General features: G+C 64.9%; 12 protein-coding genes. 7 read left to right on the top strand and 5 right to left on the bottom strand.

Going from position 1 to position 14,635, the window contains the following annotated elements; genetic code table 11:
* Positions 1–26: 26 nt before the first annotated feature.
* From SynPROS71_RS01260 to SynPROS71_RS01275, 4 genes are read left to right on the top strand one after another with little or no spacing between them, the layout of a single operon-like run.
* A complete protein-coding gene (locus SynPROS71_RS01260) occupies positions 27–743 on the top strand; it encodes a glycosyltransferase (protein WP_186596134.1) in 717 nt (238 codons plus the stop codon).
* A complete protein-coding gene (gene kdsB / locus SynPROS71_RS01265) occupies positions 743–1,555 on the top strand; it encodes a 3-deoxy-manno-octulosonate cytidylyltransferase (RefSeq protein WP_186596135.1) in 813 nt (270 codons plus the stop codon). The genes SynPROS71_RS01260 and kdsB overlap by 1 nt, the downstream gene beginning before the upstream one ends.
* 2 nt (positions 1,556–1,557) lie before the next feature.
* Complete coding sequence (locus tag SynPROS71_RS01270) at positions 1,558–2,805, top strand: CCA tRNA nucleotidyltransferase (protein ID WP_186596136.1); 1,248 nt, start codon at positions 1,558–1,560, stop codon at positions 2,803–2,805.
* A complete protein-coding gene (locus tag SynPROS71_RS01275) occupies positions 2,802–4,295 on the top strand; it encodes a hypothetical protein (protein ID WP_186596137.1) in 1,494 nt (497 codons plus the stop codon). Before SynPROS71_RS01270 ends, SynPROS71_RS01275 begins: the two co-directional genes overlap by 4 nt.
* Here SynPROS71_RS01275 and SynPROS71_RS01280 read toward each other — a convergent pair.
* The 3 genes from SynPROS71_RS01280 to SynPROS71_RS01290 are packed head-to-tail and all read right to left on the bottom strand — an operon-like array spanning position 4,219 to position 6,684.
* Positions 4,219–5,085 (bottom strand): sulfotransferase family protein, encoded by an 867-nt coding sequence (locus SynPROS71_RS01280; protein WP_186596138.1) that lies wholly within the window; start codon positions 5,083–5,085, stop codon positions 4,219–4,221. The genes SynPROS71_RS01275 and SynPROS71_RS01280 overlap by 77 nt on opposite strands.
* On the bottom strand, positions 5,078–5,641 hold the full coding sequence (locus tag SynPROS71_RS01285; RefSeq protein WP_186596139.1) for an HAD family hydrolase: 564 nt from the start codon (positions 5,639–5,641) through the stop codon (positions 5,078–5,080). Before SynPROS71_RS01285 ends, SynPROS71_RS01280 begins: the two co-directional genes overlap by 8 nt.
* Positions 5,641–6,684, bottom strand: a complete 1,044-nt coding sequence (locus SynPROS71_RS01290) for an SIS domain-containing protein (protein ID WP_186596140.1) — start codon at positions 6,682–6,684, stop codon at positions 5,641–5,643. The genes SynPROS71_RS01285 and SynPROS71_RS01290 overlap by 1 nt, the downstream gene beginning before the upstream one ends.
* A gap of 35 nt (positions 6,685–6,719) precedes the next feature.
* Between SynPROS71_RS01290 and SynPROS71_RS01295 the strand changes: the two genes are divergently transcribed.
* A complete protein-coding gene (locus SynPROS71_RS01295; RefSeq protein ID WP_186596141.1) occupies positions 6,720–7,934 on the top strand; it encodes an O-antigen ligase in 1,215 nt (404 codons plus the stop codon).
* Entirely contained in the window at positions 7,931–10,318 is a 2,388-nt protein-coding gene (locus tag SynPROS71_RS01300; RefSeq protein WP_186596143.1) for a UvrD-helicase domain-containing protein, read from the top strand. The genes SynPROS71_RS01295 and SynPROS71_RS01300 overlap by 4 nt, the downstream gene beginning before the upstream one ends.
* A 4-nt stretch (positions 10,319–10,322) precedes the next feature.
* On the opposite strand, the gene selD is transcribed toward SynPROS71_RS01300, so the two are convergent.
* Together selD and galE are read right to left on the bottom strand one after the other, a co-directional pair.
* Positions 10,323–12,476, bottom strand: a complete 2,154-nt coding sequence (selD, locus tag SynPROS71_RS01305; protein ID WP_186596145.1) for a selenide, water dikinase SelD — start codon at positions 12,474–12,476, stop codon at positions 10,323–10,325.
* A complete protein-coding gene (gene galE / locus SynPROS71_RS01310; protein ID WP_186596147.1) occupies positions 12,473–13,540 on the bottom strand; it encodes a UDP-glucose 4-epimerase GalE in 1,068 nt (355 codons plus the stop codon). The genes selD and galE overlap by 4 nt, the downstream gene beginning before the upstream one ends.
* Positions 13,541–13,609: 69 nt before the next feature.
* Here galE and SynPROS71_RS01315 point away from each other — a divergent pair, with 69 nt between their 5' ends.
* Complete coding sequence (locus SynPROS71_RS01315) at positions 13,610–14,635, top strand: hypothetical protein (protein WP_186596148.1); 1,026 nt, start codon at positions 13,610–13,612, stop codon at positions 14,633–14,635.

Here is a 14,635-nt window from a genome sequence, read left to right on the forward strand (position 1 = left end):
AATCTGCGCCCAGATCTGGCCAGCCGGTGACAACCCTCGCTCCGATTCCGATCTTCATCGGTTACGACCCGCGTGAGCGGGCTGCCACCAATGTGCTGATCGACAGCCTGTACCAGCACAGCTCCTCAACACTGGCGATCACGCCCCTGGTGACCCCCCAGCTGGAGGCTCAGGGGTTGTACCGGCGCCAGCGGGACCCCAAACAGAGCACAGCCTTTTCCTTCTCCCGCTTTTTGGTGCCCCATTTGATGGGATACGAGGGCTGGGCGCTGTTCATGGACTGCGACATGCTCTGCCGTGGGGATATCAAGCAGCTCTGGGATCAGCGGGATGACCGCTATGTGGCGATGTGTGTGCAGCACGAGCACGTGCCCGGTGAAACGGTGAAATTTCTGGGTGAAGTGCAAAGCGCTTACCCCAAGAAAAACTGGAGTTCGTTGATGCTGCTCAACTGCAGCCGTTGCACCAAGCTCAGCTTGGACTACGTGAACACGGCCAGCGGCTTGGAGCTGCACCGCTTCCACTGGCTGGAGGGCGATCATGAGATTGGCGCTCTGGATGGGGGGTGGAATCATCTGGTGGATGTGCAGGCGCCACCAAAGGCGGCAGCCCAGGAGGGTGGTCCGCGCCTGCTTCACTGGACCCTGGGCGGCCCCTGGTTCCGGGAGCAGCGCACGATGGGTGGTCCGCTTGCGGCTGAATGGTTCGCGGCCCGTGATGACGCCATGAAGCTCTGGGACTGATGGCGATTCAGCGTTCTGTGGTGGCGGTGCCGGCCCGCCTGGCCTCCTCCCGCTTGCCCGAGAAGGTGTTGGCTGACATCGGCGGTAAGCCGATGATCCAGCGGGTGCTGGAACGCTGTGCCCAGGCCGCTGGGCCTGCAGCCGTGGTGCTCTGCACGGACAGTTCCCGGCTGCAGCAGCTGGCGCAGGGGTGGGGCTTTCCGGTGCTGATGACGGCGGAGTCCTGCAGCTCCGGCAGCGAGCGCATCGCCTCTGTGGCTGACCAGCTGGTGGCGCTGGCCTGGGACGAACAGGCCGATGCATGGGACTCGGCTCAGAGGGCGCACAGGCTGTTGAGCACGGCGGTGATCAATGTGCAGGGAGACCAGCCTTTTCTCGATCCCGCCGTGGTCACGGCGATGGTTGAGGAATTCGGGCGGCGTGAGCCGGTGCCTGCTGTGGTGACACCGATCTACCGCTTAACTGCGAACACCATCCACAATCCGGCTGTGGTGAAGACTCTGGTGGCCCACGACGGCCGGGCGCTGTATTTCTCCCGTTCCGCGATCCCCCACGTTCGCGATGTCGATCCCGCCGACTGGCATCGCCATGCGCCGTACTGGGGCCATGTGGGCATGTACGGCTTCCGCGCCGATGTGCTGGCCCAATGGGGTCAGCTGCCGGCTTCTCCCCTTGAGGATCTGGAGCGCCTGGAGCAGCTGCGCCTGATCGAAGCCGGTCACACGATCGCCACCTTCAGCGTGGAGGGAACGTCGTTGTCGGTGGATACACCGGAGCAGCTGGAGGAGGCGCGCCGCATGGCTCGGACCTAGCGATGGGCGCGATCCCTCGCCTCGCGCTTCCAGGCATTCCCCCGGAACTGACGCCTGCCCTTGCCGAGCAGGTGCGGCTTCAGGGCCACGGTCGCTTGGCGTTGGTGGGAGGTGCCGTTCGTGATGCCCTCCGGCATCAACTCCACGGTGCGTCCTGGCAGGGGCTGCCGGACCTCGACCTGGTGCTGGAGGGATCCTGTTCCGCTGTGGCCCTTGGTTTGCAGCAACGGCTCGGCACTGAACGGGTGTCGTGGTTGCAGCTGCATGAGCGCTTCGGCACGGCGGAACTAAGGCTGGATGGGGTGCTGATCGATCTGGCTGGTGCCCGCCAGGAGCGCTACCCCGCTCCTGGTGAGAACCCCGTGGTGCAGCCAGGACCTCTCGAAGACGATCTTTCGCGCCGGGATTTCACGGTGAATGCCATGGCGTTGGTGATCCGGGCTGATGGCAGTCAGCAGCTGCTCGATCCCCATGGCGGACTCGACCACCTGGCGTCACGGCAGTTGGTGTTTCTGCATGAAGCCAGCGTTGCTGATGACCCGACCCGTGTGATCCGGGCTGCCCGTTATGGCGCCCGGCTTGGATTCGATCTGGATTCGGGATCCTTGCAGCAGCTGAAGACCACGCTGGAGCGCTGGCCCTGGGCCTGGCGGCACGGCGATGCTGGGGATGGAGTGCCCCCGGCCTTGGGCACGCGCCTGCGCATGGAGCTGGATCTGCTCCTGGAGCGGGAACCCTGGCCCCGGGCTCTGACCCTGCTGCAGAAATGGTCGGCGCTGCCTTTGTTGGATCCGCTGTTGCAGCACGAGGTCAAGCTCAGCCGCAGACTGCGGCGGGCGGCCCGCCTGCAACTGCCGTTGCTGAGCGCCTTGATCGCCGCGGCTGGGGAACCCGTCGCTCTGGCCCAGAGGCTGCAGATTCCGATTCAGCAGCTGCGCTGGCTGGAGCAGCTGCAAGAGCTGCGGCAGTGGTTGGAGCAGGAGGTGTTGCCCCAGCCATGGCCGCAGTGGGGTGCGCGGGAGTGGACGGCGCGCCTGGAACGGGCCAACTGGCCGGCGCCGGTGGTGGCTCTAGCCGCTGTGGAAGCCCCACCCTGCTGGCGTCCGTTGCTGCGTTGGTGGGGGCGCTGGCGGCATGCCACCGCCGCGGTCAGCGCCAAAGACTTGATCGCCCAGGGCCTCCAACCCGGACCGCTGTTGGGGGAGGCCCTGCGCCGTTCCAGGGATCAGGTGCTGGAGGGACTGCGATGAAGCGCTGGCTGCCGCTTCTGGTGCTGCTGGTGTGTGCTGCTTTTGCGTTCAGAGCGCTGGGGCTCATCGACGCCACGGGCCTCTGGACCGATGAGCTGTACACCACAGGCAAAAGCTTTCAGCCCAGCTACCCTGACCTGCTTCAGATGTTGAGTCGGGACACCCACCCGCCTTTTTATTACTCGTTGCTCTGGATCTGGGGGCAGCTGCTGACCCCTTCAGCGGTCACGCTGCGCCTGTTCTCCTGGGTGATGTATCTCACCGGCGGTGTGGTGATCACGGCCCAGGCCGGACGTCTGGCTTCGGTCCGCCCGCGCCTGGCGATAGTGCTGGCGGCCTTGTTCGCTTTCTGCTCGCCTTACCCCGTGCGCTTTGCAATCGAGGGCAAAGGCTATGCCCTGTTGGTGCTGCTGGTGGCGTTGGCCTGGTGGTGGCGCCAGCGTCAGCGGCCGCTTTTCTATGGCCTTGCCGTGGCCCTGGCGGCCTGCACCCATTTCTATGGACTGTTCTTGTTCGCGGTGACGAGCCTCTGGGATGCCAGCAGGCGGCGCTGGCCGCTGGCCGGGGTTGGGGCTGTCGCGCTTGTGCCCTCGTTGCTCTGGATCGTGGTGGCTTCGGCCTACCTGTTGCGCAGTGGCACGGGGGCTTGGATCGGCACCCCGGATTTCGCCTTGCTGGAAGACACCCTGGCGAGGGCGTTGGGACTCTGGCCGCTGCCCAAGCTGGGCGTGCTGCTGCTGGTGCTGGCGGCGATTCAGCGTTGGGGATGTCTGCCCACCAGTCGAGCCGCAGCGGGCGAGTGGTCTGCGGCCGATCGCAGTGGCTTGATTCCCTCGCTGTTGATGGTGCTGGCCGTGGTGGCGGTGTCGTTCTTCAAGCCCCTGGCCTTCAGCCGTTATTTCGTGGTGCTGCTGCCGGCGCTGATTCCCTGGTTGGCGCTGCGGGCCGCGGCCCTTCCTCTCCATCGGCTCGGCCAGTGGCTTGGTGGCTCGGCCCTGGTCCTGCTGTTGCTGAGCTGGTGGTGGCACAGCTTTGCTGATCTGGATCCTGCTCTGAGTGGGCAGGTGGCACGGGAATCCAACCAATTCCAGTTGCTCAGCCGCCATTTGCAGGCTGAACCGCATCGCTACTCGCGACGGGCCCGATTGTTCAATCTCAGTGATCGCATGGAGACGGCTGCTGGACGGATGGCCCAGCCGTCCGTTCCCTGGGGCGATGGCGATGCGCTGCAACGGGCTTTGATCAGCCGTCCAGCCCCAGCCCAGCTCTGGCTGGCCGACAGCGGCAGTGCCCGAGCTTCTCGTCCCCGTCTCAACCGCCTGCAACAGCGGGCAGAAGCTGCCGGTTACCGCTGTGAAGCCGTGGATTTGGAAGCGCCCTATGCCCACCTTCTGCGCTGTGCGCCGGTTGGGGTCAGCGGCACCAGCGGCTGGCCGTCGGCCAGTGCTGCTCAAGATCCACGCCTGGAAGCAGCTGCTCCACGGCCCTGACGTCATCAGCCAGAAGGGTCCCCATGGCGGCCAGAAGGTCGTTGGGAATCACGTTGCTGGTGGCACTCACATTCACCCGCTGGTGCCAGGCGGGTTCGGCGTAGGGAAGGTTTAGGAAGCGACAGAGTGCCCCGTAGGACTCACGCTGGAAGAGGGTTTCATAGAGGCCGAGATAGCAGTGCTCGAGCCCGAAACTCACTTTGAGATTGTTCAGTGTGCGGCCGTATCCACTGCGCAATCCAGGAGCTTTGTGCACCCGCCGGCGCAGGGCGGCGATTTCGCTTGCGGCATCCCTCTGGCCGAGTTTGCGCTGCTTCATGCGTTGGCTGGAGATCAGCCGTTCGATCGGATCCCGCATCAGGAACACGGGTTTCACCGCAATGCCGCGTTGTTGGAAGCTGGCCTGAATGCACTGGAAGGTGTTCGCCGAGAGTGCGGCGTAAGAGGGGGTGATGTCGCCTGTGAGGTTGACGTTGACGCCGTTGCGGCGTGGCCGGCGCAGCAACCAGGCGAAATAGTCGTAGTAGAGGCCTGGTTGGCGGATGAACAGCTGACGCATCCAGCTGCGCGGCTGAATCCAGCTGCGGGGCCGGCTCAGTGACATTTCAATGCGCCGGAACCGCGCCAGAGCCGGCACGGTGCGGGCATCGTGCACGTGGTACTCCTTCAACACGCCAAAGTCGGTATCAGCTCTGGCCTGCAGCTGCTGATGTAGCCAGGTCGTGCCGGCTTTCTGGGCTCCGACGCCCAGCAGGAAGTTGCCGAGGGATGGTTGGGGTGATTCAGTCATTGCGGTCTCGCCAGCCATGGCGGCGCAGGGTGTCCCAGTCACCCCGCGCCTGCAGGATGCGTTCAGCCAGTTCCCTCACCGCGCCGTGCCCGCCGCGGTTCTGCAGCACGGCATCGGCCTGATGCCGCAAGGGGCGGCAGGCGTCGCTTGGGGCTAGCAGCAGCCCCACGTGCCCCCTAACAGCCAGATCGTTGAGGTCATCGCCCAGGAAGGCCGTTTGCCGGGGCGCGACGCTCAGCTCCTGCTGGAGTGCGGCCAGGGCTGGTGGCTTGTCCTTGATCCCCACCAGGCAGTGTCTGATGCCCAGTTGGCGGGCGCGCACTTCCGTGGCACCACCCTGGCCGCCGCTGAGAAAGGCCAGGTGCAGGCTTGTTTTTTGCAGCAGCCGCAGGCCAAGGCCATCGCGCACGTCGAAGCGTTTTTGCAGCTGTCCGTCGGCACTGAACCAGAGGCCGCCGTCGGTGAGCACACCATCCACATCCAGCACCAACAGCTGGATGTCGGCCAGTTGTTGGCGCCGTTTGCGCCACCGCCATTCGCGCAGGAGGTGTCGCATCAGGCCAATCCGGCCTGAACGAGATCGTGCAGACGCAGCAGACCGAGCAACACATCCTTCCCCTCCACCACAGGCAGTACGGAGATCGGCTTGCGTCGGTTGTGCTCCATGCGCTGAATCGCTTCCACGGCTAGGAGGTCGGCCGACACGGTGATCGGGTCTGCTGTCATCAGTTCGCCAGCGGTGAGCGTCGGCCAGCGTTCCGGACCGTGATCACGCAGGGCCCGGCGCAGATCGCCGTCGGTGATCAGTCCCAGCAGACGACCCGGTTGGCCGGAGTCCTCCACCCAGCCACTGCCGATCGCCCCTTGGGTGAGGCCGCTGATCACTTCAGGAAGCGGAGTGGCGGGGGTGATCGACGGCAGTTGGGCAACAGGAACCATCAGGTCAGCCACGGTCATCGTGAGCTGCTTGCCGAGGGCACCAGCTGGGTGATTCAGGGCAAAGTCCGCCTGCGAGATGCCCCGTCGTTCCATCCAAACGGCGGCCAGGGCATCGCCGATGGCCATGGCCACGGCGGTGCTGGCCGTGGGGGCGAGGTTGAGAGGGCAGACCTCCCTGTCGACCGAGGCATCGAGCGCCACATCACTGCCGCGGGCGAGGGAGGAATCGGCGCGCCCCACCAGAGCGATCCGGGCTGTGCCGCGCCGTTTGAGGTGGGGCAGGAGATCGAGCAGCTCGGCGGTTTCGCCACTGTTGGACAGCAGCAGGCAGACATCGTCGGCCGCCACCACCCCGAGATCGCCGTGCAGGGCATCGAGGGGGTTGAGGTAGAGGGCCATCAGGCCGATGGAGGAGAAGGTGGCGGCGATCTTGCGGGCCACGATGCCGCTTTTGCCCACGCCTGTGATCACCAATTTGGCCTTGCGGTCTGCACAACGCTCCAGCAGGGTCAATGCCCCTTCCACCTGGTCTGCACGCAACCGTGCCGCTGCGGCTGCGATCGCGGCAGCTTCTTCCTGCAGGCAGCGGGTGAGTGCGGACACGATCGAAGGATCAAGTTGGTCGGCATTCTCGGCCACGACAGGAATGCTGTGGTTCATCTCTGGCAGGCTTAGAACCACAAGAGCGATAACGATTGACAGGATTGCTCCAACGCCTGGCCTCCCCTTGGCTGGATCTACTGCTGCCGCTCTCGCTCCTCGGGCTGGCGTGGCAGCGCAGCGGCGATCCCGCGGGGATGATCTGGATCCTGGCGCTCTGGTGCAGTCTGAAATTGCTAGGGAACCTGCCGGGGCAGCCGGCCTATGCGGTGCTGATCGGCGTTCTGGCAGTGAGCGTGGGAGCTGTGATTCATCCGGTGAGCGTGGCGGCGCCCACCGATCTCATCCTGGTTCTGCTGGCGTTTGCCGCAGGCTTGCGCCAGTCACCGGCGCAGTGGCCCCTGGCTCTATGGATCGTGCTGTGCACCGTTGTGGTGTCGCTTCCGTTTGTGGAATTCGATCGCCTGAACGGCAACCTCGATGTCATTCCCTGGTCTGCCCTGCGCGATCGTCTTCCTCAGGAAGCCCTTCGCATCCAAAAGATCACGATCAACCGCAGCGGATACCTATACGGCTTGCTGGCGCTCGTGGGGTACGGGCTGTTCCGCTGGGAGGCGCGGATCTGGTGGTCTCGTGGGGCGGCGCTGATCGGTGCGCTCAGTTTCGTCCTGGCCTTTGGCACGGGCTCGCGGGCCGCGCTGCTATTTCCGATCCTTGCTGTTGTTGTCGCTGAACTGTGTTGGCAGCGTCGCCGGTGGGTGGCTCGCCATGGCCGAGCTTTGGCGGCTGCCGTTCTCGCCCTGTGCCTGGTGTTCAACGTGGCGTTGTATGCCCCCTTCAGCCCATTGGCGAACCTGAATCCAAGCGATGCCGGGCGTGCCCGCGTGGCTCAGTGCTTCGTGCTGCGGTCATTGCAGGCGGGCCCTGATCTGTTCACCGGCCAGGGGTATGACCGGGTGTCGGACTATTGCGCCGGCAAGGTGTTCCTCCCCGGCTACACCACGGGCATTCCCCATGCGCACAACGTGTTTCTGCAGGTGCTCGCCGATCAGGGGCTTGTCAGCCTGGTGCTGCTGCTGATCGCCTTGGGGCTCACCTTTCAGCGCTTGTTTCAGGGATTGGCCGGGGATCAGGGGCCGCTCTGCAGGCTTGCTTTGGCCTGTGCTGTGTTCATCCTGATGTCGTCTCTGGTGGAATCCACCCTGTTGAAAACGTCCCTGCAGCAGGTGATCACTGGTTACATCCTGGCTCTGGCCTGGATGCCTGGTGCGGCGCTTCTAAAAGCCAATGTCCGTACCATCGCTTCATGAGCTTTCTCGCCGGCCTCAATGACGCCCAGCGCCGGGCGGTTGATCACCATGAGGGGCCCCTGCTGGTGGTAGCCGGTGCGGGCAGCGGCAAAACCCGGGCACTCACGCACAGAATTGCCCATCTCATTGGGGAACACGGTGCCGATCCCGCCCAGATCCTGGCGGTGACCTTCACCAACAAAGCCGCCCGGGAGATGAAGGAGCGTCTGGAGCTCCTGCTCGCCCAGCGACTGGCCCAGAGTCAGTTCGGCCAACCCTGGAGCACCCTGCCGCCGGTGGAGCAGCGTCAGCTGCGCTCACGCATCTACCGGGAAGTCACCAAGGAGCTGTGGATCGGCACGTTCCACGCCCTCTTCGCGCGGATGCTGCGTTACGACATCGACAAGTTCAAGGACAGTGAGGGCCTGTCCTGGACCAAGCAGTTCTCCATCTACGACGAGGCCGATGCCCAGAGCCTGGTGAAGGAGATCGTGACCCAGGAGCTTCAGCTTGATCCCAAGCGTTTCGAACCGAAAAAAACCCGTTGGGCGATCAGCAACGCCAAAAATCAGGGGTGGCTGCCCGATCAGCTCGAGGCCAATGCCGAGGGGCAGCGGGGCAAACTCACCGCCGACGTGTACCGGCGTTACCGCAAGGCGTTGGCGGCGAACAATGCTCTCGATTTCGATGACCTGCTGTTGATGCCGGTGCAGCTGCTGCAGCAGAACGAGCAAGTGCGTGGCTACTGGCACCGCCGTTTCGCCCATGTGCTGGTGGATGAATATCAAGACACCAACCGCACCCAGTACGACCTGATCAAGTTGCTGGTCACCGACGGCAAGGATCCCCAGACCTACAACAACTGGGCTGGGCGGTCGGTGTTTGTGGTGGGCGATGCCGATCAGAGCATCTACAGCTTCCGAGCGGCGGACTTCACGATCCTGATGGGCTTTCAGGACGACTTCGGAGACCAGAAGCCTGATGAGGCCACCCGCACGATGGTGAAACTGGAGGAGAACTATCGCTCCACGGCCACCATCCTCGAGGCGGCCAATGCCTTGATTGCGAACAACAGCGAGCGCATCGACAAGGTGCTGCGTCCGACCCGCGGCGAGGGGGAGTTGATTTCGCTCACCCGTTGTGATGACGAGATCGCTGAGGCCGAAGCGGTGGTGCATCGGCTGCGAATGATGGAAGCAGCCAATCCTGAGCTCACCTGGGGGGATATGGCCTGCCTGTATCGCACCAATGCCCAGTCTCGGGCGCTGGAGGAATCCCTGGTGCGCTGGCGGATCCCCTACGTGGTGGTGGGTGGTCTGCGCTTCTACGACCGGCGCGAAATCAAGGACGTGCTCGGCTACCTGCGCCTGCTGATCAACCCGGCCGACACCGTGAGTTTGCTGCGCGTGATCAATGTGCCCAAGCGGGGGATCGGCAAGACCACGATCCAGCGGCTCACCGATGCGGCCAATCAGTTGGGCATTCCCCTCTGGGATGTGGTGAGTGATCCCGAAGCGGTGCGCTCCCTCGGTGGCCGTTCCGCCAGGGGGTTGCTGCAGTTCTGTGAGTTGATCAACGGCTTGCGTGAACAGCTTCACGACACGCCTCCCTCCGACCTGATTCAGCAGGTGATGGAGCGCAGCGGCTACGTGAGCGAACTGATCACCGAAGGCACCGATGAGGCGGAGGAACGCCGGCGCAACCTGCAGGAGCTGGTGAATGCAGGTTTGCAGTACCAAGAGGAAAACGAGGAGGGGGATCTCGAGGGGTTTCTGGCCTCCGCTGCTCTGGCCAGCGATGCGGACAGCAAGGACACCGCAGCCGATCGCGTCACCCTGATGACGCTGCACAGCAGCAAGGGCTTGGAATTTCCCGTGGTGTGCCTGGTGGGCCTTGAGCAGGGGCTGTTTCCCAGCTATCGCTCTCTCGACGATCCCGCTTCGCTGGAGGAAGAGCGTCGGCTCTGTTACGTGGGCATCACCCGAGCCAAGGAGCGCCTGTTCCTTTCCCATGCCAGCGAGCGGCGTCTCTGGGGCGGCATGCGCGAACCGGCCGTGCCCAGTGTGTTCCTCTCCGAACTGCCGGAAGCGCTGGTGCAGGGCGAGATTCCGCGCTCTGGCGGTGCGGCGATCCGCCGGGAACAACGTTTGGATCGCCTCACCCGGGTGGATCGAGAACAACCCAGCAGTGCCCCTGCCAATGCGGTGCGCCGTCGTCAGGCTGGTCCGGCTCCGGGCAAGAGCTGGAGCGTGGGCGACCGGGTGCTGCACAGCAGCTTCGGGGAAGGGGAAGTTACGCACACCTTCGGCAGCGGCGAAAAGGTGTCGATCGCGGTGAAGTTCGCTGGGATGGGTCCCAAGATCCTCGATCCGCGCTTGGCACCGATCGAGCCCATCGACAGCTGACCCGTCAGGGCGATGGTGCTTCTGCCGAATGAACAACGCCGATCCGGCGCCAGGCTTGCATTGGATCGTTCTCGAGACGCTGACTCACCTCTGGCGCCACACTGATCAGCAGTGGGCCGCAGGTTTGCGGGTCCACCAGCAGCTCCAGCAACGCGCGAGCCTGCGGGCTCGCGCTGGGAGTGTCGCCAAGGAGCAGGGTCACGGGCGGCTCGCCTCGCTCCGTTGCGTCGAGCAGGCTCCAGGCGTTGCGGTTCGAGGGGGCCAGGCTGCTGGCGTGGCCTGCCTCCAAGAGCTCCAGGGCCTGGGGCAGGGCAGGAATCGCGTTCGCCGTCAGGGTCACCCGCAGGCTTGGATCACTGAGCATTTCGCCGAGATGGCCCAGCAAGCCGAAGCCGGTGATGTCGGTGGCGGCGTGGATGGCCCCAGGCTGCTCGTGCGTGAGCTTGAGAAGCGCATCCAGCAAGGGGTGCTGGCTGGTGGCCATCTGCTCCAGCGCGGTGTCGAGGGCTGCTGGCCGGGCTGCTCCGGCCATGGCTGCGGCGAAGAGCACGCCGGTGCCAAGCGGCCGGCTGATCAGCAGATGATCGCCAGCCTGGAGGGTCGTTTTCTGCCAGAACCCATGCGCACACTGGCCGGTCACGCTCAGGCTGACCTGGAGGGATCGGCTCAGGGGGGCTGCGGCCGCGCCATCGCGGCCCTCCAGGGTGTGGCCGCCGATCAGCGGTGTGCCTTGGGGGTCGAGGGCCGAGCGGATGCCGGCCAGGGTCTGAGCCAGGAGGGAGGCTTGCTCTGCTGGTGCCGCCTGGGGGAGGGTCACCACCGCTTGAGCTGCCAGCACCCGTGCGCCGCAGGCCCAGAGATCGGAGCAGGCATGCAGGGCGGTGAGCCGGCCGTTCAGCCAAGGATCGCTGACCAGGGCCGGGAACCCATCCACGCTCTGAATCACAGCCCTGCTCTGCTGATCAGCCTGGAGAGGGAGTATCGCGGCATCCTCAGGCTGCACTTGATCGCCGGCGAGACCGGCGTCCCGCAGCGCCTGCTCTAGAGGCGCTGCCGGAAGTTTGGCTGCGCACCCCCGACAGGCCATCGCTGCGTTGCTCTGCATGGCCGCTGAGCGGCGGAATCGGGCCATGAAGCGGGCATCGATGCGGCGCTTCCAGCGCCAGAGCAGGGGATGGGGACCGATCAGCTGGCTGCCGCGCAAGGCCCAGGCCGTTGGTTGGCCGTTGCGAAAGCCGCCGAGCAGTTGCAGGGCTCTGCGCTGGGGGCGCCAGGGTTGCAGCCGTTGGCCCCGGGTTGCGGCCTCCAGATTGCGCGCCAGGGGACTGGCGGCACGCACCGCCCACACGCCAGATGCGGGCCTGGGATCTGACGTGATCTCGGCACAGTCGCCGGCAGCGAACAGATGCGGATGCCCCGCAACCTGCAGGGTGGCGTCGGTGAGCACTCTGCCGCTGGTGGGATCGCAGGGCAGACCGCTGCGGGCCAGCCACTGGGGCGCGCTGCTGCCAGTGCACAACAGTCCTGTGCTGGCCCTGGACGGGGCCTCATTGCTGAGCTGATGCACACCAGCGCGTTGCAAGGCCTCGTGCATCGACGGGTGGAGATGCTCGGCGCGCACCTGCAATTCCAGTGCACGGTGGGGCCAGCGTTGCCGCAGCGCCAGCACCGTTTCCACGGCGGCCAGTCCACTGCCCACCACCCGGAATGGTGAGTCTGGAGCAGCTGAATCCAGGGTGTGTTGGTCCTGGAGGCTGAGGTAGGCCAAGGCCGGCTCCAGGGGTTTGATCGGCACCAGGGCGCTCTCTGAGGCGGCGGCCTTGCGCGTGACGGCCCCGAGATTGAGGCTGAGCCATTCGTAGCTGAGATCAGGGCGTTGCTCGAGCTGCAGGCGCCTCGCCACTGGATCCAAGCCGGTGATCTCGGCCACTACCAGGGCCACCCCGGCCTGGTCGGCCAGGGTGCGCAGATCGATCGCGACCGAGTCCAGGTCGTAAAGACCAGCAATCAGCCCCGGCACCATGCCGGAATAGAGCGCTGTGCTGCTCCGGCTCACCAGGGTGATCAGCCCTTGAGGGCGCTTGCGTGGCTGCATCGCCCAGCGGCGCAGCAGCAGGGCATGGCTGTGGCCACCCCCAGCCAGCACAAGGCCGCTCATGCGCTCGCTGGACCCGGCCCGTATCCCGAAGGATTGGCTGACTGCCAGGCCCAGCCGTCGCGGCAGATGTCGTGGAGATTGCGCCGCGTGCTCCACCCCAGCCGCTCCTTGGCGGCTGCTGGATCGGCCACCGTGATTGCCGCATCGCCCGGGCGACGCTGCTGGATGCTGTGGGGGATGGGCCGTCCGCAGGCCGTCTCGAACGCTTGGATCACGTCCAGTACCGAGGCCCCATGGCCGCTGCCGAGGTTGAGGGTGAGCACCTGTGGGGGCTCCTGCAGCAGTGTGCTCAAGGCGGCGCGATGCCCCTCCGCCAGATCCATCACGTGGATGTAATCGCGAATGCAGGTGCCATCGGCTGTGGGCCAGTCGCCACCAAACACTTCGATCTCGGGCCGACGGCCCACGGCCACCTGGCTCACAAAGGGGAACAGATTGTTGGGGCGCCCAAGGGGGTCTTCGCCGATGCGCCCGGAGGGATGGGCGCCGACAGGGTTGAAGTAACGCAGGCAGGCGATGCGCCATTGCTCCGGGGCGCTCGCTGCCAGATCATTCAGCAGGCGTTCAACCGCGGCTTTGGTGTGCCCGTAGGGATTGATCGGTTGGATCGGTGCGCCTTCTTTGATCGGTACCTCGTCGGGATAGCCGTAGAGGGTGGCGCTGCTGCTGAACACCAGGGTGCGGCATCCGAACTCCTGCATCGCCTTCACCAGGCTGACCGTGCCACCCACGTTCACATCCCAGTAGTGCAGGGGGTTCTGTACGGACTCCCCCACGGCTTTGAGGCCTGCGAAATGCACGACGGCCTCAATCGGGCAGCCCCGGCTCTGGGCGGCTGCGAAGAGTTGTTCCAGAGCGCTGGTTTGGCGGATATCGGCGCGCTGCAGGCTGAGGCGCTTGCTGCCGAGCTCGACCCCGGCAAGCTCCGCCACTCGCACCAGGGCTTCCGCCGAACTGTTGCTGAAATCATCCAGCACGATGAGATCGTGGCCTGCGTCGAGCAGAATCACGCAGGTGTGGCTGCCAATGAAACCGGCGCCGCCCGTGATCAGGAGTTGGGACATGAGCCGAGCCTTCGACCTACGCGCCATCATCGGTGAGGATCAACCCAGAGCCGATGAAGGGCGCCAGGGATGACATCGCTTCTTCCGGTTGATGGTTTTGGCTCCTTTCCCCTGACGCACTCCAATCGGCCGGTTGGCGCTGATTCTGGTGCTGCTCCCCTGCAGGGCGTGCAGCTGATCACGCGATTTTGCGAAGGGGAGCAGCCCTATTGGCGGGCGTTTGTGCAGCATTACCGCGATCTGGGGGTTGAGCGGATTCACGCCTGCGTGCAGAGCGATGCCGACCGTGCCTGGCTGGAGCAGAGCGCTGGGTTGGAGGGATCGCGCTGGTTGCAGGTGCACCGGCTGTGTGCTGAGCTCACGCCGGATCAGGCCCTGCGGGAGCTGGATCTCACCCCGTTGCGCAATCAGGCGCCGTTCACCCTGCTGGTGGATTGTGATGAGTATCTGGGGTTTCAACGCAGTCCCTTCGGCTTGGCGCAGCTGTTCGATCTCTATCCCACAGGTTCCCAGTGGTATCTGCCTTGGCTGATGCGCCCGTTGGTCTCGCCCGTGGATGCTGGCGAGGGGGGCTTCTGGGGCCATGTGGGCAAGCCAATCGTGCGCTCCTCGCGCATGGCGGCGATCAGCCATGACCACTGCTTCGCGCTGCTGCCTGATGCTGTGGAGGGGCCAACCTCGATTCCTCTGGGTGTGCACGGGCTCGTGTTGGTGCATTTCTGGGGCCGGAGTGCACGTGATTGTTTGATCAAGGTGTTTTGCAACCGTTTCGAAGACGCCAAAAGTGCAGATCGGGATCAGGCGCTGACGTTGATCCGGCAGGGTGAATTGCCGATTCGTCTGAGGTTGCTGGCCTATTTGGATCTGCAGGAGGGCTATCTGCCTCTGGGGCTGGATGCAGAGCGTTGTGTGTTCGACCAGACCTTGGAAGAAACCCTTGTGCGGCGCTGGCTCAGCGCCGATGAGGAACAGTGCGCCCTGGATCTGTTCCAGCGCTATCGGGCCAAGCTGGAGCTGCTGCGGGCTGAGCTGCCCTGTTATCCGGCTGTGTCCTTGCTGGAGCTGGCCACGCTGCTGCCGCCTTTGAAGGGCTGA

Origin of the sequence: Synechococcus sp. PROS-7-1 (assembly GCF_014279795.1) — a bacterium.
Lineage (GTDB): Bacteria > Cyanobacteriota > Cyanobacteriia > PCC-6307 > Cyanobiaceae > Synechococcus_C.